Source organism: Paraburkholderia caffeinilytica (genome assembly GCF_046030355.1).
Lineage (GTDB): Bacteria > Pseudomonadota > Gammaproteobacteria > Burkholderiales > Burkholderiaceae > Paraburkholderia > Paraburkholderia caffeinilytica_B.
The window spans coordinates 1-18790 of record NZ_JAQQCQ010000013.1 but is presented as its reverse complement, the minus strand read 5'-3'; the positions used below and the strand labels follow the sequence as shown (position 1 = coordinate 18790).

At 63.8% G+C, this 18790-nt stretch carries 13 protein-coding genes; 4 read left to right on the top strand and 9 right to left on the bottom strand.

All coding sequences use genetic code 11. From position 1 onward, the window contains the following. Window positions 1-36: 36 nt before the first annotated feature. The 4 genes from pdeR to PQQ95_RS19885 all read right to left on the bottom strand — a co-directional run bounded on the left by pdeR (window position 37) and on the right by PQQ95_RS19885 (window position 11774). Window positions 37-2040 carry a cyclic di-GMP phosphodiesterase gene (pdeR, locus tag PQQ95_RS19900; protein ID WP_408439622.1) on the bottom strand — a complete coding sequence of 668 codons (2004 nt, stop codon included), beginning with the start codon at window positions 2038-2040 and terminating at the stop codon, window positions 37-39. A gap of 366 nt (window positions 2041-2406) precedes the next feature. After that, entirely contained in the window at window positions 2407-4014 is a 1608-nt protein-coding gene (locus PQQ95_RS19895) for a hypothetical protein (RefSeq protein WP_408439619.1), read from the bottom strand. Further along, window positions 4011-8588: a DEAD/DEAH box helicase gene (locus PQQ95_RS19890; RefSeq protein ID WP_408439617.1), complete on the bottom strand. Its 4578-nt coding sequence runs from the start codon at window positions 8586-8588 to the stop codon at window positions 4011-4013. The genes PQQ95_RS19895 and PQQ95_RS19890 overlap by 4 nt, the downstream gene beginning before the upstream one ends. Window positions 8589-8759: 171 nt before the next feature. After that, a complete protein-coding gene (locus tag PQQ95_RS19885; protein WP_408439615.1) occupies window positions 8760-11774 on the bottom strand; it encodes an autotransporter family protein in 3015 nt (1004 codons plus the stop codon). A 352-nt stretch (window positions 11775-12126) separates the two neighbouring features. Between PQQ95_RS19885 and PQQ95_RS19880 the strand changes: the two genes are divergently transcribed. Then, window positions 12127-13176, top strand: a complete 1050-nt coding sequence (locus PQQ95_RS19880; protein WP_408439612.1) for an aldo/keto reductase — start codon at window positions 12127-12129, stop codon at window positions 13174-13176. A gap of 101 nt (window positions 13177-13277) precedes the next feature. Here the strand turns inward: PQQ95_RS19880 and PQQ95_RS19875 are convergent, their stop codons facing one another. Further along, window positions 13278-13634 (bottom strand): carboxymuconolactone decarboxylase family protein, encoded by a 357-nt coding sequence (locus PQQ95_RS19875; RefSeq protein ID WP_201072666.1) that lies wholly within the window; start codon window positions 13632-13634, stop codon window positions 13278-13280. 117 nt (window positions 13635-13751) lie between these two features. Here PQQ95_RS19875 and PQQ95_RS19870 point away from each other — a divergent pair, with 117 nt between their 5' ends. Continuing rightward, entirely contained in the window at window positions 13752-14693 is a 942-nt protein-coding gene (locus PQQ95_RS19870) for a cupin domain-containing protein (protein WP_408439609.1), read from the top strand. On the opposite strand, the gene PQQ95_RS19865 is transcribed toward PQQ95_RS19870, so the two are convergent. The 4 genes from PQQ95_RS19865 to PQQ95_RS19850 all read right to left on the bottom strand — a co-directional run bounded on the left by PQQ95_RS19865 (window position 14690) and on the right by PQQ95_RS19850 (window position 17782). Next, entirely contained in the window at window positions 14690-15259 is a 570-nt protein-coding gene (locus tag PQQ95_RS19865) for an FUSC family protein (RefSeq protein WP_408439607.1), read from the bottom strand. The two genes, PQQ95_RS19870 and PQQ95_RS19865, sit on opposite strands and share 4 nt — an antisense overlap. Before the next feature lie 109 nt (window positions 15260-15368). Then, window positions 15369-16688 carry a cation:proton antiporter gene (locus tag PQQ95_RS19860; RefSeq protein ID WP_408439604.1) on the bottom strand — a complete coding sequence of 440 codons (1320 nt, stop codon included), beginning with the start codon at window positions 16686-16688 and terminating at the stop codon, window positions 15369-15371. 90 nt (window positions 16689-16778) lie between these two features. Next, entirely contained in the window at window positions 16779-17201 is a 423-nt protein-coding gene (locus PQQ95_RS19855; protein WP_408439601.1) for a DUF3175 domain-containing protein, read from the bottom strand. Between the two features lie 53 nt (window positions 17202-17254). Continuing rightward, window positions 17255-17782: a PRC-barrel domain-containing protein gene (locus PQQ95_RS19850; RefSeq protein WP_408439598.1), complete on the bottom strand. Its 528-nt coding sequence runs from the start codon at window positions 17780-17782 to the stop codon at window positions 17255-17257. 405 nt (window positions 17783-18187) lie between these two features. Between PQQ95_RS19850 and PQQ95_RS19845 the strand changes: the two genes are divergently transcribed. Next, window positions 18188-18481 (top strand): hypothetical protein, encoded by a 294-nt coding sequence (locus PQQ95_RS19845; RefSeq protein WP_408439596.1) that lies wholly within the window; start codon window positions 18188-18190, stop codon window positions 18479-18481. An 88-nt stretch (window positions 18482-18569) separates the two neighbouring features. After that, on the top strand, window positions 18570-18790 hold a 221-nt coding region (locus PQQ95_RS19840; protein ID WP_408439594.1), incomplete at its 3' end, for a hypothetical protein.

The window sequence follows — 18790 nt, the reverse complement described above, 5'->3', positions numbered from 1 at the left end:
TCGCCCAGCAAGACTTCTTTCGGGGCGTGCAGAAGCTCAGGCAATCAGTCTGAGCTTCTGTCTATCCTGCAGCCATCGTTCGAATTCCGCGGCCGGCATGGCCTGACCGTACAGAAAGCCCTGCACGTAGTCGACGCCTAGCCCCTTCATGAACATCTCTTCCGATTCGGTTTCGATACCTTCGGCGACCACCTTGAAATTCAGCTCCTGGGCGACGACCACCATGGAGCGCACGAGTGCTTGCGCTTTGGTGTCGGCGTTGATCGAGCGGACGAAACTGCGGTCGAGCTTGATGACGTCGAGCGGAATGCGGCCCAACTGCGAGAGCGACGAGTAGCCGGTGCCGAAGTCGTCCAGGTGAACCTGTGCGCCGAGCTGGCGGAACTGCTTGATCAGATCGATCGCAGCGGCTTCGTCCTCGATCAGGCAGCTCTCGGTGAGTTCCAGGTCGATCAGGCACGGATCGAGACTGGCGCGCTGCAACGCTTCGCTGAAATGCCGGACCACGGCGGTATCCACCAGTTGCCGTGCCGACACGTTGATCGCGATGCGCAGGTTGTAGCCGTCTGCCTTCCATTTGGCCGCTTGCCTCGCGGCCGTTTCCATGACCCAGCGGCCGAGCACGCCGATCAGCCCGGATTCTTCCGCATAACGGATGAACTCGGCCGGCATGATCTGCCCGCGCTCCGGCGAGTTCCAGCGGACCAGCGCCTCCGCACCCTGCACCGCGCCGGTGGCGAGCACGAGCTTGGGTTGATAGTGCAGCGTCAGTTGGCCCTCGTCGAGACCGCGCCGCAGGTTGGTGTCGAGCCACATGTACTCGGCGACCTTGCGGTTCATCTCGGGGGAGAACACGCGATAGGTGCGCTTGCCTTCATCTTTGGCAACGTACATCGCCGTATCCGCCGAACGGATCAGCGATTCGAGGCCGTCGCCGTGTTCCGGATATCGCGCGATGCCGATCGAGCAGCCGGTGTAGACCTCGACCAGCCCCAGGCTGAACGGCGTGCGCATGCGTTCGAGAATGCGCTGCGCGGTGGCTTCGAGGTCGTGGGCGGTCCCTTGGGCGGCGAGCACGATGAACTCGTCGCCGCCGAGGCGCGCGAGCGCATCGCCTTCGTTCAGGCAGGTGCTGATGGTGGCCGACACGTCGCGGATCAGCCGGTCGCCGAAGACGTGGCCGTAGTGGTCGTTGACCTTCTTGAAGTTGTCGAGATCGAGGAACAGCACGCCGACCGATTCGCCTGGGGCGGCCGCCTCGATCGCGGCACGGATCTTGTCCTGGATCGCGTTGCGATTGGCGAGGCCGGTGAGCGAATCGGTGTTCGCCAGTTCGGTGAGCCGTTCCTGCGCCAGCCGTTCTTCGGTGATGTCGGTGCCCGAGCAGATCAGAAACTGTTCTTCGACGCCGCTGCCGCTCTGAACAAACTTGTTGCGAAACAGGAATAGCCGTTCGCCGCGGAGGGTCTTCACGCGCCGCTCGACTTCGTACGAGACCCCGCGATTGAAGAAACCCGTGATGTTCTGGCTCGACGCCGCGCCGGATTCGGTGCTCATGAACAGCGCCCACACATTGCGGCCGACGATGTCTTCCTCCTTGACGCCGGTGAGCTCTTCGGCAAGACGGTTGAAGCGCTGAATACGTCCGTGCCGGTCGACGATGACCACGACCGAATTGACTTCGGAAACGACCTGTTCGGCGAACGAGAGACCATGCACCAGGTCGCGCGCGACGGATTCCGTGTCGTCATAGGCCGAGGCGGTGCCGGCCCATGTATTACTGGCGAGCTTTTTGCCGACGAGGTGCAGGCGCAGCGGTTCGCCGAACAACCGCACGTCGAGAACGAGGTGCGAGGTAATGCCGGTGAGGCAGCGGATTTGCGACGCCTGTTGGGGATTCAGCGGAATGGCGACATTAGCTGGCACGTCGCCGGTGACGGGCGTGAGCTCCAGCGCGTTGCTGTCGTTCGACAGCCGCCAGCAAGGACTGCTTGTGCCGAACTGGGCAAAAAGCACCTGGTCGTGTTGGTCGTCGTTCATGAGATTCCCGGGCGGTGTGCCGATGAGCCCAACCATGCAGGCGGCGTGCGGCAAACAGTCTTCATCATACTTAAGACTGGCCCCATTGTAGCGAAGCGGCTGCCGTTCAGGCCCATAAACATTAACGGTAATGTAAGCCGTATCTTTAGGGGTTTTGGCGGAATCGGCGCTGGCGCATTGTATGCAAGTTGCTTCGCGTTGCCGGTAGACGGCTCAAGGTGTCGTCCGATATAGGCACAAGCGTGCTTTTTTGCTTGAGCCTGCGGGGAGAGATGTGCTTCATCCGTATTTTCAAGGCCGATATGGGACCCGGCATAGCGGGGCGCTCTGTCTGCGATGCTGGCGCCTCCACCTGCCGGTGCGTCGTTACGTCTGATGTAACGATGCGATGCCGAGCGTGCCGTCCGGGTTGATGTTCTGCGCTCGCACCGAGTTGTCGTCGCTCGTCCATGCAAAGGCGGCATAGTCTGTTGTGCTGAGCGCTCCAACAGGGTCGGTGGTCGTGGTGGTGGCAGCCGTTTTGACGTCCACAACGGGCTCTTGCCAGACTGGCGCGCCGTTCAGGTCCAGCATGGAAACGCGCAGTGGTTGCGGCAAATTGGCTCCTTGCGGTGGTGGCTGTATCCACGCGGCCATTACGCCACCCGGCACGGGCAACATGGCTACCGGCGACGTGAGGGCAAGTGGCTCGTACGCCATCAGCGCAATGCCGGCGTCATCCCATAGCAGCGTGCCGGCATTGTCGACGCATTGCGCTCGCACGCTCGACATCTCGAGGACGTTGGCATTCCACATGATGTAAAGCCTGCCGGTGCGTGGATCGAACCCGAAGCGCGCAGCCGAAGCCTCGATCTGATCCCCCGTTACCGGCACGCCGTTCGGGGCGTACGATGTCTGACCGGTCGATGTCACGCGCTGTACGTAAATTCGCAAAGCCGTGTCGGCGAGCGGATAACCCAACACGGCCCCGCCGGCATCGTCCGGGATCAGCGTGGGCATTTCGCCCATCGGTAACGTTATGGCGGTGGCAACACTGCTGTCGACCACCGTGACCGGCGCGTCGCCCCAAAGATTGGCGCCGTCTGCGGCAGCAAGCTTCTGTGCGAGCACGCTGTGGTAGGTACCGCTCATTTTGTCGATGGCCTGAACAAACGCGTAGATGACCGAGCCGTTGTCGGACGCAACGATGCTCGCCGGCGTGAGATTTGCATCTGGCGTGTCGCGCGCCACGCTCGCGGTCCACAACGGATTGCCGGCGGAATCGAGTTTCGTCACGCGGATCAGGTCTTCCTGTTCCGTTTTTCCCCAGATAAACGCAGCCCCTCCATCGCTTGTCCCGCAACAGAGCACACTGGAGACGGACTCGTCCGGCGGCGATAACGTGATACCCGTTGGGCCCCACAACAATTCACCCGCAGGTGAAACCTTGAATGCGAGCACCTGACCACCGGGCACGTGAAGTGCCGCAATGCCTGAGTCGATACCGATAAGTGCGTTGCCGTCCGAATCGATGCTCAAGCCATACTTGATGGTGCTGTAGACGTTGCGCTGATAGATGAGCTTGCCGTTGGTTTCCCACATTGCGTTGCCCCTTACATCGAGGCGCTGAAGATATAACGAGTACCCATTGGCGTTGTCGAACCAACTGACATAGAAGCCGCCGTCGGGGGTAGGGCAGATCGATGTCGCGGCGACATCGCTGGTTGATTGCGACACGATGAGATTTTCAGATGCGTCATTGGACCACATTGTTGCTCCTTCGAATGCGCTGGCGCGTCGCATCCTCGCCAGCCATATGGACTGCGATAAAAGATCTGTTATCGGTTTGGCGAGCAGCAAATCGAAGCGGACAGTGACGTTGTTCCGGACGTCGCGTTCACTTTTCTGCTCGCAGGCGAGTTTCCCAGAAAAGGGAAATGATTGGGTATCCAGAACAGATTTGCGAGGCGCGACGAATCCGCGCGCACGCGTCAATAGCGCCGTGCGAGCAGCAGTCGGGCCTGTGTTTTCGCTTCAGCGTCGGTATCGGCGCCGAGCGCCGGCAGAAAATTGAATTCGCCCGCCACCAGTGAGGCGACCAGGATGCCGTCGCGAAACAGCAGGCGGTTACCCGCCACCGCCGGTATCTTGTCGCCGGTGAGCAAAGTGCCGGCGAGATTGAGCGGATCGGTTGCCGATACGCACACCCAGGCACCCTCGTTCGCATGCCGGCGCACGTCGCGCAGCACCGGAATCGCCTCGGGCAGCGCAAACTGTTCTCCCGCGAGTCCGGTGACGAAGCGCCCGCCGCGGACCTGGCCGCGCGCCTCGAGCCGCTGGAAGACCCGCAACAGATCGCGCCACGGCGGCAGCCATTCGGCTTCGCGTTCGAGCAGGCGCCAGAACACTACGCCATAGCGGCGCAGCAGGGTCATCGCAATGTGTTCGAGTATCTCGGGTGCGAGCGTTGCGCGCCGTCCATTGGCTGCGACCGCGGGTTTGCCGTTGTTTTCGCTACTCTCTTCATCGTCGTTGCCGGCGTTCGTTTTTGCCGGCCGTCTGATGAGCGCCCAACGGCCGGCGTCGTCCATTCCTCCGATCAATGCGCTCGACCTGACACGGCGGCTGCTCGAATAAGCACTGCGCCTGGCGACGGGTTTCAACAACGCCCGCAAGCCGGCGAAACTGTCCGAATTCACGAGACCCGCTGCGACCAGTTCGCCCAGCGCGCTCTCCAGTTCCATGCGCAAACCGCTTACTTCGGCCAGCAATTCGTCGAAGAACATCGCGCCATGTTGCGATAAGGTATCGTGGACGTGCTGTGCGCGAGCCGATAGCGCTGGTTGTTTCGACGGGTCGATCAGTGCGCTCCATACGCGCACCTGAGCGCGCGGCAAAAGCACGATCGGCGTGCTGCGCACCGGCCCCACGGCACTCCGTGCCCGTTCGGTCAGGCGGGTCCACACGATCTTGCCGGCACGGCATAGTTCGTCGAGCGAAGTGTTCGCGTACGCCTTCACGCGTGCTGGCAGAATATCTTCTTCCCATGCGCCCGCCGCGGCCTGAAAACCCTCCATCTGGTCGAGTACGGCGGCTAACGCGTCGCGTCCCTCGCCGCGGGTGTCCGGCGTCAAATGCTGCCATTCGAACAGAAAGCGCATGAAGTCGTGCCGTTCCACCGGCTCGATTTCGCGTCGCAAGCGTTTCACCGTGTAGCGGTGTATCCGCGCAAGCAAATGACGCTCGCACCATTCTTCTTCGGTTGCGCCCGGCGAGAAGCGGCCGCGCATCACATAGCCTTCCGCTTCGAGACGCGTCAGCGTGTGTTTGACCGATGCCGCTGGCAACTTCAACGCCTGCGCGATGGCGTGCACCGGCAACGGGCCGAAGCCGGTCAGCCGGGCGCGCAGCACGTCGAGCAGTGCGTCGTCCGCGCTCCAGGTGTCGGTGTAGCCCTTCGGTGCGGTGAGCGGCGGTTCAAACGGGGCGTCAGGATAGAGCGCCTGGAAACAGGTCAGGCGCTCGGCGGGCAGCCACAGCGTGTCGTTAGCGGTGATCCGCAGGCGGGTCGCGCGGCCGGATTCGGCAAGCGAGGCAAGCCATGCCGCCCAGCCTTCGGTGTGGCTCGCTTCGGCCTCGGTGATACAGGCGAGGCCTGTCAGCGCTTCGTGCATCTCGTCGGCGGTGCGCGCCTGTGGCCATGCTTCATCACGCACGCTGTCGATTGCGTCGGCGTCGAGTGCGCCGAGGTCGTCGGCGCTGGACGGATCCGTCCAGCGGCGGTTCTGCACGGCCTGCGTGCGGCGCTCCTCGATGGGTGCGTCGTCGAGATAGGCGTAGGGCTTGGCGTTGAGGATTTCTGCGGCAAGCGGCGAGGGCGCCGGCAAATCGCGGGCGACCAGTTGCACGTCGCCCTGTTCGATGCGGCGCAGCAACGCTATCCAGCGTTCGCTGTCCATCGCGTCGTGCAGGCAGTCGTCGACGGTTTGGTCCACTAATGGATGATGCGGCAGTTCGCGCTCGCCGACGATGTTCTCCAGACATGCGGCCTGCTCCGGAAACACGCTCGCCAGCAGATCTTCGCTACGCATGCGCTGCAATTGCGGCGGGGTTTTGCGCCCGCCGGTATAACGCGGCAAGCCGAGCGAGGTGGTCGCGTTCCAGCGCCAGCGCACGCCGAAGAGCGGTGCGTCGAGCAGCGCCTGGATCAGCAGATGCTCGGCGCTGTTCGAATGGAGGTATCGCCAGACTTCGTCGAGGACGAAGGAGTGGCTGCCGGTCAGCGAGAGCACGATCGCGTCTTCGGTGGCGGCGGCTTGCAGTTCGAAGTTGAAGGTCCGGCAAAAACGCTTGCGTAGCGCGAGGCCCCACGCGCGGTTCACGCGGCTGCCGAACGGCGCATGGATCACGAGCTGCGTGCCGCCGGATTCGTCGAAGAAACGCTCCATGACGAGCGTGTTTTGCGTCGGCAGCACGCTGAGCGCGGCGCGTGCGCGCGCGAGATAGTCGACGATCTGGCGCGCGGCGGCTTCGTCGAGACCGAGAACGGCGATGAGCCAGTCGATTGCGCGTTGCAGCCGCGTGGTCATGACTTCGGTGTTGGACTCGGCTTCGCTCCCATCGAGCAGCCGCCCGATCTGCTCACGCAAGCGCGCGACGCCGAACGACAGTTCATCGCTGCGCCCTGGCGCCTCGCCGAGCCAGAATGGAATATTCGGCGGTTGCCCTTGCGCGTCCTCGACCCGCACGCGGCCGCTTTCGATCCGCAGAATCCGGTACGACGCATTGCCGAGTTGAAACACATCGCCGGCAAGACTTTCGACGGCGAAATCTTCATTGACGGTGCCGATATTGATCGCCTGCGGTTCGAGTACGACTGCGTAGTCGGCATTCTCGGGAATCGTGCCGCCCGACGTGACGGCGACCAGTTTGCCGCCGCGCCGGCCGCGCAAGGTGCCGCTCACCACGTCGCGATGAATATAGGCGCCACGCGGGCCGTTGCGGCTCGTATAGCCAACGGCCAGCATGTGCAGCACGGCGTCGTATTGCTCGCGTTCCAGGCCGGCGTAAGGGGCCGCGCGCCGCATCATTTCGAACAGCGCGTCTTCGCTCCATTCGGCGCTCGATACCTCGGCGACGATCTGTTGTGCCAGCACATCCAGCGGCGCGCGCGGAATCCGCAGGGCGTCGAGTTCGCCACGCCGCACGCAATCGAGCAGCGCCGCGCATTCGATCAGATCGTCGCGCGAAGCCGGAAAGAGCCGGCCCTTCGGCATGCCGCCGACATGGTGGCCCGAGCGCCCCACGCGTTGCAGGAACGGCGCGATCGCGCGTGGCGAACCCATCTGGCAGACCAGATCGACGTCGCCGATATCGATGCCAAGTTCCAGCGAAGCGGTCGCGATCAGCACCCGCAATTCGCCGCGTTTCAGGCGCTGTTCGGCATCGAAGCGATATTCCTTGGCGAGACTGCCGTGATGCGCGGCGACCGCGTCTTTGCCGAGTCGCTCGGTCAGATGACGCGCGGCGCGCTCGACCATGCGGCGCGTGTTGACGAAAACCAGCGTGGTGCGATGCATCGCCACGAGTTCGGCGAGGCGGTCGTAGACGCGTTCCCACACTTCGTTTGGCATCACCGCTTCGAGCGGCACAGGTGGAATCTCCAGCGCGAGATCGCGCTCGCGGATGTGACCCACGTCGACAATCGCGCAGTCCGCGGGAATCTCGCTGTCGATGCCCGCGCCGCCCACTAGGAAGCGCGCCACCGCGCTAACCGGTTTTTGCGTCGCCGACAGGCCGATCCGCGGCAGGCGCCGCTGACACAACGCGTCGAGCCGTTCGAGGCTGAGCGCCAGATGACTGCCGCGCTTGCTGCCGGCAAGCGCATGAATTTCATCGACGATCACCGTCCGCACCGTCGACAGCATGCGTCGGCCGGAATCCGAGCCAAGCAGGACGTACAGCGATTCCGGCGTGGTCACGAGAATATGCGGCGCGCGTTTTCTCAGCGCGTTGCGCTCCTGTTGCGTGGTGTCGCCGGTACGCACGGCGGTGCGGATGTCGAGCGGCGGCAGGCCGCGCGCGTCGAGTTCCGCGGCGATGCCTTGCAACGGCACTTGCAGATTGATGCGGATGTCGTTGGAGAGCGCTTTCAGTGGCGAGACGTAGACCACGAGCGTTTCATCGGGCAAGGCGCCGCCGTTGGCAAGGCCTTGCTGGACGAGTTCGTCGAGCGCGGACAGGAACGCTGTGAGGGTCTTGCCCGAGCCGGTGGGGGCGGCGACCAGGGTCGAGCGCCCGCTGCGAATCTGTGGCCAGGCGGCAGCCTGGGCGTCGGTGGGGGCGGGGAAGGTCTTCAGGAACCAGCCGGCGACCGCGGGATGAAAGTCATCCAGCGCGCTGGACCTGGCGGGGCCTGAAGCGGGGTTCCGGGCGCGGCCGGAAGACGCTGCGCCAGATGCCGAGCGCACTACCGGATCGAAGTCCGAAGAATCAGCGGGCGCACCTGAGGCGGTGGCGGATGTCGAGGCCGAAGTCATGCTGGCATAGATGGGGACGCGGCGTGCCATATCCAGAGGGCGGCAGGGGCCGGCCTGTTTTTTGACGATCAGCGACCAGTCTGGCAGGTTTTTAGTGGCCTTGCCGATGTCTGGGCGGCGGTTGTCGCGTGGAATACGGCGGCAATCGCTGCAGGTGCCGACGCACCGCACCCGCGCCGCGCCGCACAGCACGGCGCAAAACTACCAGACCCAGCGTACGCCTGCGTCGCCCGTCACTGTTCTCTGGTGCGCGCCACCAAGATTCGTCACCCAGCCGAGCGTCGCGAACACGCTGCCTGACGTGCTGAATTTACCGACCACGCCCGCGCCGAGTTGCGCCGCAGTTTGCCCGACGGTGCCCGGGATGACGGTCCCGCCGCCGAAGGTGACTTTGTCGTCAGAGCCGAATTCGCGTAGGAAACTAACGCGCAGATACGGCTGCCAGGCGATCGCGGAGACATCGAACTGGCCTTGCAGGCGCGCTCCGATTCGTCCGACAAAAGTATTGCCGCTGTTGAAGCCGACGCTCGATACGCCATCGTTGAAATCGGACAGCGCGAGGTGCTGCCACACGAGTTGCGCTTGCGGTTCGAGCGTGAGTCCGGCGCCGAGCGGAATCGGCAGACCGCCTTCGAGCGAGCCGGTCGCCGCGTTGCCGTGCGTCGTCGTGGTGAGCCCGTCGCGCGAGACCGGATCGACGGTTAATGAACTTCCCATCAGCACGGCGTCCGTGTACCAGCCGCTCGGCCCGATATGCGTCCAGTAGCCGCCGAGGCTGTATGCATTGATCGCCAGATGGCCTGCCGCGAGATTGGGCATGCCGAGCGCGAAGCCGTCGACGTCGCCGGTGGCCCGCGCGAAACCGACGAATAAACCGTAGTGATTGCGCTGGCCGCTCGCGCTGCGATCCGCGTAAAGATCCTGCCCTGCCTGAATGCCGTACACGGAGCCGTCGAATTGCGGACTTGCTGCGCCGTTCTGGCTCAGCACGCTATGGCCGCCCCACACACGCCCCCAGGCGGCAGGCAGGCTGCCGCTTTCGTTCAACAAGGCCTGATCGCCTTGACGGTCATGAAACGTATCGATCTGCATCAGGCCGAGTTCACGCGCGACGCCGGCCGCCGCGGCGTAGACCGGCACCTCGACGCGATATAGCGGCGTGTCGGTCGAGCCGGCAGGCGGCAAGGGCGGCGTGTCCTCGGCCGCAACCGGCACGCCGGTCTCGACAATGGGCGGCTCGCCAGGGGCGCCCGGCGTTGTTGCGGGCGGCAGCGGCGCAACCGTATTGCGCAAGTACCAGTTGTCGGTCGTGCCGCTGCTCACACCGCCTTTGGCGAGATAGTAGGAATACGCACCGGCCTTCACGGGTTCGGCCAGCGTAAAGGCGCTCAAGGCGGTGGTGGCGCCATTGGTCGCCTGAATCACCTGAATGCCGTCCGCTACCGTTTCTGCGCCCTGACCGCCAACGTTCGTGACCTGCAGGTGTGTCGAACCAATGGCTGTTCCGCCGTTCAGCACGAGGCGGTCGGACGCCGCGCCGTCACCGGCGACGACAGTGTTCAGGCCGATGGTGCCATTCTGGCCGGTGTAGTTGCCCGTCACGTTCAGGCGGTTGCCCACACCGCCGGCGGCAGGGCCGCCGATCTGCACGAGTCCGGCATTCACCAGCGAGCCGTTGATCGAGAACGCGCCGTTGCCTTCGCCGGCAAACGGCGGCAATGCATTCGCCACTGCGAGCGTGCCGTTGTTCGTGACCGCGCCCGTCACGCTGCCATAGCCGCCGAGCGTCGCGCCTGAGGCCACCGTGGTGGCGCCGCCGCCCGTCAATGCAGCATTGGCATGGGCGGCATCGCCGATCGCGAGGGCGCCCGCCGCGACCGTGGTTGCGCCACGATAGGTGCTCACGCCGGTCATCAGCAAGCTGCCGTTGCCGGCTTTCGTCAACGCGCCGGTGCCGCTAATCGATCCCGTGTAGGTGCCCGCGTTGTCCTGGGCAAACAGCACGAGTCCATTGTCGGTGACGTTGGCGGGCAGGTTCTGCGCGTTCGCCTGCAAGGTCGCGCCGCTATCGACGAGCGCCGTTGCGCTCGTGCCTAATGTGCCGGTGAGATCGAGCGTGCCGGTCTGCACATGCGCGAGCGTGAAGGTCCCACTGCCGGTCCAATTCCACAACGTGCCTTGCATCAGCAAGGTCTGAAAGTTGGTAAACGCATTCGACGCCGTACCCGAGCCTTGCAGGGTCACCGTATTCGATCCTGCGCCGCCATCGGCCGCGCCGTTGATTACCGAACCAGTTTGCAGAATCAGGGAATTGTTGCCGTTGCCCATCGTGATGGCCGTGCCGATGCCGCTCTGCACGAGCCCGGCATTGATGATGGTGCTGTTGCCGTTGAGCGTGCGGATGCCGGAGCCGTTCTGACTGATGATGCTGCCGCCCGCGAGGTTCTGGATCGTCGCCACGAAGCTTGATCCCGCCGTGTTGGAAAACACCGCATCCGAACTGCTGCCGCTCGCGCTGATCGTGCCGCTGTTGATCAGCTGGTCGTTATTGCCCTGCATATAAGCGGTTGGACTGGCCGAACCCGTGGTGGTCAACGTGCCGCTGTTGTTGATGGTGCCGCTGCCGCCGAGGATCGATGCCGCGCGCGCGTTGCTGCCCGAGGTCGTCACGCTGCCGCTGTTGATCAACGTGTTGTTCAACTGGCCGACGTTTGTTTGTCCCCACGCGGCCGTCATGCCGTAAGCGGTGGGGCCGCTGGTGGTGATCGAGCCGCGATTGATCAGCGTGTTGCCGCTGCCGTTGGCGGCCATGCCGTCGTTGAAGGCGCCGCTCGTGGTGATGACCGCGCCGCTCGCGTTGATGATCTGATTGCCGTTGCCCACGCCGAGCAACACCGCGCCGCGCACGGTGCCCGTACCGCCACCGCCCGTCAGTGACAAGTTGGCGCTGCTATTGATCGTGCTATTGGTGTCGACGCTGAAGACAACGGCATTGGCGCTGCGCACGAAGCTGCCCGAGGCGGAGCTGTCGGCATTGATCGTCACACCGGTGCTGCCGGTTTGCGCAACGACGGCGGCGAGGCCGCTGCCCGTGCAGGTGACGGTGGTATTGCTCGGCGGCGCGGTATTGCTGCACGCGGCCATCGCGGAAGGAGTGAATGCTTTTGAGAGCAGCACGACGCCGCCGAGGCCGATTCCAAAAGTTTTCTTCTTCATATGCACGGTCCTTGGTAAAGGCACTGCACCATACGAGCGGAATGGTCTGACTTATACACGCCTTACTTGAACTTTCCAAATGGCCCCGGCATGACATTACGAATATGTCGCGCATCGACGGCGCCTGGCGGAGACCCGGATAGCGTCTCGCTTCTGCTTGGCGATGGCGTTTTTTCCGGACCTGTATGGGCCGAAAAAAGAGCTGTGGTAACGACTGCACGAACCGTAAGTGATTTGAAACATCCGTCCGCCGGATGGCTGCCCACGACTCGCGCCGGGTTCTGCCGAAATTTGCCAGGTGCAGTACTCTGTATGGCTCACCGACCCACGAATCCACGATGGAGTTTCGACGATGCGATACAACCAGTTAGGCCGTACCGGTGTGTTTGTTTCAGAGCTATGCCTGGGCACGATGACCTTCGGCGGTGGCGACGGTATCTGGAAGCAGATCGGCGATCTGCAGCAAGGCGACGCGGAGCGGCTGGTCGGCCGGGCGCTCGATGCGGGCATCAATTTCATCGATACGGCCGACGTCTATGCCGACGGCCTGTCCGAGCAGATTACGGGCCAGGCGTTGAAGAACCTGCAGGTGCCGCGCGACAAGATCGTGGTCGCGACCAAGGTATTCGGCCAGACGGCAGCGTATCCGAACGCGCGTGGGGCCTCGCGTTATCACATCATCGACGGGGTCAAGGCGAGCCTGAAGCGCCTGCAACTCGATCACATCGATCTGTATCAGATCCACGGTTTCGATCCGGCCACGCCCATCGAAGAAACCGTGCGCGCGCTCGATACGCTGGTTCAGCATGGTCACGTGCGCTATGTCGGCGTGTCGAACTGGGCCGCGTGGCAGATCGTGAAGGCGCTGGGTATTGCGGAGCGCCTCGGCCTCGCGCGCTTTGAAACGCTGCAGGCCTATTACACGCTGGCGGGCCGCGACCTCGAACGCGAACTCGTGCCGATGCTGCACAGCGAAGGGCTTGGACTGATGGTGTGGAGTCCGCTCGCCGGCGGCTTGCTGAGCGGCAAATATGGGCGCGAGCAGCAGGGCGAAGCGGGCAGCCGTCGCACGACGTTCGATTTTCCGCCGGTCAATCGCGAGCGCGCCTATGACTGTATCGACGTGATGCGAGATATCGCGGAGACGAAGAAAGTGTCGGTGGCGCAGATCGCGCTCGCGTGGTTGCTGCATCAACGCGTGGTGACCTCCGTGATCGTCGGGGCGAAGAAAGTCGAGCAACTCGACGACAACGTCGCCGCCACCGGCGTCACGCTGACCGCCGACGAGCTTGCGAAGCTCGATCAGGTCAGCACGCTGCCGGCCGAGTATCCAGGCTGGATGCTGGAACGCCAGGGTGAAGTGCGCCGCAAACAGCTTGAAGAGGCGCGTCACCCGGCGTAAGGCCAAGTGCAAGGCGCGGCATGCGCCGCTCCGGTTGCACGCCGGAGGAGCCGTGGGTGCAGGGTGTAGCGGCGTGCCTTCACCTCGCTACACCGCGCGCCTCACGCTGCCGGCTTGCTGTCCGCCTGATACGCGGCAACGGCGTCCATTGTGCGTGCCGAGTACACCATGGCGGCGCCCGCGTTCACGGCGACCGCCACGCCGAGCGCTTCAGCAATCTCTTCACGTGTCGCGCCGTGTTTCAGCGCTTCGGCCGTGTGCACGGTGATACAGCCGTCGCATCGCACGGTCACCGCGACCGCGAGCGAAATCAGCTCGCGCGTTTTCGCGCCGAGAAGATCGGCCTTCTGGCCCGCGCTCGACATCGTTTGATAGGCCTTCACGGTATCCGGCGACAGTTTGGCGATCTCGCCGATGCGGCCGAACAGTTCCTTGCGGTAATCGATCCAGTTCAACATGACAGGGCTCCTTTGTTTGCGACGCACCAGCGGGTGCCGGTGTCGTTAGACAAAGTATTGCGCTGTGCCGCGATATCCTGAATACTCGATTCGCTCAATTTTTAGCGCAATCGTCTCATGGATACGCTCAGCCGACTGATCGACCTCGCCCGGCCCCAAGCTAGCCTGGATCTGCGTTGCCTGCTCACGGGCGGCTTCGACATCGATCACGCGCCAATGGAGGCGGGCATCGCACCGTTCCATCTGGTGCTCGACGGGGCATGCGTGGTCGAGACGGCGGGTGGCGCGCAGGTGGCGCTTCAGGCGGGGGATTTCGTGCTGTTCCCGCGTGGCGCCGCGCATCGGGTGCGCGACATCGGGCGGACGGCTGCCACCGCATCGATGACATTGACTCATGACGGCATGCTGCCGTTACGCCGCAATGATGGTCGCGACGCCGGCGCCGATCTCGATCTTCTCTGCGGCCGGTTCATCTACGCGCCCGGATCTTCCGCGTTGCTGCTCGACGCGCTGCCGGACCCGTTTCATGTGTCGCTCGCTGGTGTGCAGACGCTCGGCGCGTTGCAGACGGTGATTGCACTCATGCGAGCCGAAGCCGAGCGGCGTCAGCCCGGCGCGCTCGCGATCGTCACCGCATTGAGTCACGCACTCTTTGCGATGGCCTTGCGCGTGCATGGCGAACAGAATGCATCGGGTTCCGGCGTGCTGGCGCTGCTCGCCGATGCGCGTCTGGGTGCGTCCGTACAGTGCATGCTGAGCGCCCCCGAACGGCCGTGGACGATCGCTGAGCTCGGTGATCGCGCGGCGATGTCCCGCGCGACTTACACGCGCCACTTCAACGAACGCGCGGGCATGACGGTGATGGACTTCCTCACGCGGATCCGCATGACGATCGCGTGCGATTTGCTGCGGCGCACGCAGCGCAGCGCCGCGGAGATCGGCGAGGCAGTGGGGTATCAATCGGAAGCCGCCTTCGGCAAGGCGTTTCAGCAGAGCGTCGGTGTGACGCCGGGACGTTACCGGCGTCAGCCGCAAGAGAACGGTCGGCGATCCGGCTAGGCTTTGTCGGGTCTGCCGAACCAGCGCTTCTCGATCTTCGACATGATCAAGGTCACCAGCAGGGCGCAGACCGTGCCGAGCGTCACTTCGCCGAGGCGCAGCAGGGCCCGGTCCCAGGGCGAACCCATGCCCGGCACCAGCAGCATGATGGTCGCGGTAATGCCGCCCAGGCGAGCCGCGCTGCCGACGTTCACCACCCAGCAAATCACGATGGCCACGGCCACCGTGGCCGCGTAAGCCGCGAGATTGTCGCCGCCGGACATGGCGCCGGCGAGGCCGCAAATGGCGCCGACCATCGCGCCGATGAACTGATCGCGCGAGAGATTGCGGGTGTCGATATAACTGTGCTGGCTGACCGCGATCGCCGTAATCGCGGCCCAGAAGGCTTGCTCGGTATGCAACCAGCGGCCGATCACGAAAGCGAGGCTTGCGCCGGCCACCGCCTGCGCGGCCATCACGCAGCCTTCGGCCAGCCGGTCGCCGAGCGGCAGCGCTTTGAGAAAAGCGAACAGGGCGTTGGCGGCGCTCGTTCGCGCTGCGCGTCTTGATTCGTCGGGAATGGTCATCGAAGGGGCGGAGCCTGTTGCGGCATGAGGGAGTCGTATTCTAGCGACTCCAATTTACGATCGACCAGATCCGCACTGGCCTGCACGAACGGACACCGGCCCGGGCCGCTTACTTTTCGCTGCTGCGCAGCCGGTGATACCAGTTCATCAGCGGCGTGGCCGACACACCGTGAATCACGACCGAGGCCGCGACGACCGCTAGCGCGAGCGGCACCAATGGCACGACATCGGATGCCGCGCCGTGTTCGAGCGCGTACGCCAGGTAGTAAAACGAACCGATACCGCGAATGCCGAACCAGCTCATCAAACGCCGCTGCGCGGGCGTCGCGCTCGACCCCAGCAGTGACAACTCCACCGACGCCGGCCGCACGAGCACGAACAGGGCAACCGTGAGCGCAACTGTCTGCCAGGTGAAGAGCGGAACTTGCAGCGTGGCAAGTACATTGCCCACCATCGCCATCACTGCCACTTCGGCGATGCGTTCGAGTTCGATCGTGAAACCCATCACCGATTCGGTCATATATGCGTGCGCTTTATCCGGGTTTGCCGCGGTCGCGTCGACATCCTCGGAGTCAACCGTGCCGATTGCTTTGCGAGCCGACATGCCGCCGCTTGCGCGATGCTCGACGCGGCGCATCGCGACGCCCGCGGCGAAGACCGCCAGAAAGCCATACGTGTGCAGGAGTTGCGCGGCGCCGAACGAGAGTTCGATCAGGCCCAACGCGAAAAAACCTTCGAGACCGAGCGCCTGCGCATGGCGCGTACGCAACCAGGCGACCGCATGCGTCGTGGCCCAGCCGAGCAGGCCGCCGATCGCGATTGCGCCGGCTACGCCCCATACGATGCTGCCCGCGAGCCCGACAGTCAGCACGTCGCCGACTCGAGCGGCGGGGGCCGCGCATATCGCAAGGCCGAGCATGGCGAACGGGAGCGCAATGCCGTCGTTCAGGCCGCCTTCGCCGGAGAGCGCGAAGCGCAGCAGGTCGTGGTCGCCGGGATTGTGCACCTGGACGTCGTGGGCCAGCACCGGATCGGTGGGCGCGAGGATCGCCGCCAGCAGCAGGGACGGCCCCCAGCCAAGGTGCAGGACGTAGACGCCGAACAGCGCGAGCAGCGGGATGGTCGCCAGCATGGCGAGGAAGCCGAGGCGCAACGGCACGGTCCAGAGTTTCTCGAGTACGCCGAGCCGCAAGCGCAGGCCGATAGCGAACAGCGAGACGAGCAACGCGACTTCCGTGATGATTCGCAGCAGATGCGCGTCGGCGACCATATCGAGCCGCAACAGGTCCATGCCGGGTGGTCCGAGCGCATAGCCGATGACGAGGTAGAACATGGCGGCGCTAACGGGCAGCCGCCGCAGTGTCGTGGCTGCCACGCCCATGAAAACGAGCACGGCGCCGACGATCAGAAACCACAGTGTTTCGTGCATGGGCATCGCGTTAGAGGCGGCATGCGAACGATGCATGCGCAGCCGGATGAGGGCGCTTCGCGCCGACGCGCGTCAACGAACCCATCCCCCTCACGGCGCGCGCCCGAACGCTTCACGCAACTTGCGTTTGGCCTGCTGCAAGGTGTCGCGGCGTGCCTTCGGCAAATTCCTGCCGGCGCGATTGATATAGAAGTTCAGCATCGACATCGCCGATTGGAATGGTGTGCCCTTGCGGCGACGGCTATGTGTGGACGATTGCTTCAGCGATTTCGCAATCGCCTCAGCGCTGCCGGTTTTGAAAATATCGTGTTCGATGTCCATCGCATCGCTGGTTTCCATCACATGATGCGACCACTTTTTTGGACCCTTCGCGCTGCTTTGGCCGGCCGCTTTCGCGCGATGCGCGGCATGGGCCTGAGCGTGCCGCTGACGCGGCGGACGTCCCGACTTGCCGCGTGCGACCGGGCGTTTCGGCGAGGATTTCGGTTTACTGGCGGTTTTTCTGGTGGCCATGCCTTTTCTCCTTATCGCCTCATGCTCGCGATTCGCCGAAACGGTGGGGCGAATTACAGTTTCAGACCGCCGGCTTCGGGTGCATCCGACGACCCTGCCGGAATGTCGCCGACGCCCAGGTCGTCGCGCCGATCATAGGGATCGCGTCCCCAGTAAGGCTCGCTGCCGTAGTACTGGTGTACCGACGTGGCCCATGTCTGGTCCGCCATCGCAGGCCAGTGGTCCTTGTCGAATCCCGGTGCGTTTTTGACGCGCTCGGCGGTCATATCGAGCACGAAGCACTTCTGTTGTGTATCGAGCGTGAGGGCGCTCCACGGAATCGCCAGCAGTTTGTCGCCGATGCCGAGAAAGCCGCCGCTCGACAGCACCGCGTAGGCGATGCGGCCCGAGCCGACGTCGAGCATGATGTCCTTCACCTTGCCGATATCCTCGCCATCGTTGCTGACCACCTTGTTGCCGTCGAGCGTGGCCGCAGCCATGACGTCCGGGCCTGGACCGTCCGCTGTCGCGCTTCCTTTGCCGACAATGCGTGCGCCTTGGCCCTGCCGCGTGCCGCCTTGGGTCTGTGTCTGGTTGAGCATGGTGTTTCTCCTTACCGGTTTGATGTACGGAGAACTGAGCAACCGGCGTTCCTTCGTTTTTCAGCACCGCTGCGTATGCGATAGCGGGCTGGCGCGGACTTCGTTCGACGCATGAGGCCCACGGTGCGGCTAAACAGCACGTAAAGGATGCTGAGGCGTTTGAAATAATTTCGTCTGCATTGAACGAGACGAACTGAGAACGTGCAACGAAGCAGGCTGGAACGCTTTGCCGGTCATAAAGAGCGAATGTCTCGCGAGGTATAGCCCTTGCTGCGCCTTTCGCTAACAGCATGAGGACTTATGCGCGGTTCGAGCGGCAACGTCGAAGCCTGTACGGGGCGGCGCGGATTGAACAGCCTCGCGCTGCAAGCGGCGGACGCCGTCAATTTACTTAGGGAGTTTTCGATGAAACATTCAAAGGCATTGATCGTGTCGGCGCTCGTCGCGATGTCGGGTGTCGCTTTCGCGCAAGCGGGCGGCGGCAACGGTAATGGCGGCGCAGGCGGTGGCTCGGGCGACGCGCACGGCGCAGCCACTGCGGGGCCGACCGCGGGTGGCGAGCCGGCGTCGGGGGCAATGAGTGCAGGCGGCTCGAAAATGCACCATACGTCGAAGTCGAAAGCGAAGACAAAAAAGCCGATGAGCGATTCGACCAATACGCCGGGTGCGGATGCGAGCAGTGATACGAAAGGCCAGTGACGCAGGCGATGAATACCAACGATGGCAGATGAATTCGCGTTCGCATGATGCGGGCGTGGATTCACCTGACCGATAGGGAGAAAGTGCGATGAAACAGCTATCCAGACAAAGCGCAGGCAAACAGGTGTTGATGGTGGCGGTGGTGGTGTTATTGACCGCAGCGGCCGGCTGCAAACGTTCCGACAGCGACAGCGCGAATACATCTGGCGCCGCCAGTTCCGCTCTGGCCAGCAGCGGCGTAATGAACGGCAACGCCGCTACGGGCAGTACGGCGGATACGAGCAGCGGCGCGGCGGCGGCCGCCGCCGC

Coding starts and splice junctions, on each gene's coding strand:
- PQQ95_RS19890 (WP_408439617.1), bottom strand. CDS start 8,588: ATGGCACGCCGCGTCCCCATCTATGCCAGCATGACTTCGGCCTCGACA.
- PQQ95_RS19875 (WP_201072666.1), bottom strand. CDS start 13,634: ATGTTGAACTGGATCGATTACCGCAAGGAACTGTTCGGCCGCATCGGC.
- PQQ95_RS19860 (WP_408439604.1), bottom strand. CDS start 16,688: ATGCACGAAACACTGTGGTTTCTGATCGTCGGCGCCGTGCTCGTTTTC.
- PQQ95_RS19870 (WP_408439609.1), top strand. CDS start 13,752: ATGGATACGCTCAGCCGACTGATCGACCTCGCCCGGCCCCAAGCTAGC.
- PQQ95_RS19845 (WP_408439596.1), top strand. CDS start 18,188: ATGAAACATTCAAAGGCATTGATCGTGTCGGCGCTCGTCGCGATGTCG.
- PQQ95_RS19885 (WP_408439615.1), bottom strand. CDS start 11,774: ATGAAGAAGAAAACTTTTGGAATCGGCCTCGGCGGCGTCGTGCTGCTC.
- PQQ95_RS19865 (WP_408439607.1), bottom strand. CDS start 15,259: ATGACCATTCCCGACGAATCAAGACGCGCAGCGCGAACGAGCGCCGCC.
- pdeR (WP_408439622.1), bottom strand. CDS start 2,040: ATGAACGACGACCAACACGACCAGGTGCTTTTTGCCCAGTTCGGCACA.
- PQQ95_RS19855 (WP_408439601.1), bottom strand. CDS start 17,201: ATGGCCACCAGAAAAACCGCCAGTAAACCGAAATCCTCGCCGAAACGC.
- PQQ95_RS19880 (WP_408439612.1), top strand. CDS start 12,127: ATGCGATACAACCAGTTAGGCCGTACCGGTGTGTTTGTTTCAGAGCTA.
- PQQ95_RS19850 (WP_408439598.1), bottom strand. CDS start 17,782: ATGCTCAACCAGACACAGACCCAAGGCGGCACGCGGCAGGGCCAAGGC.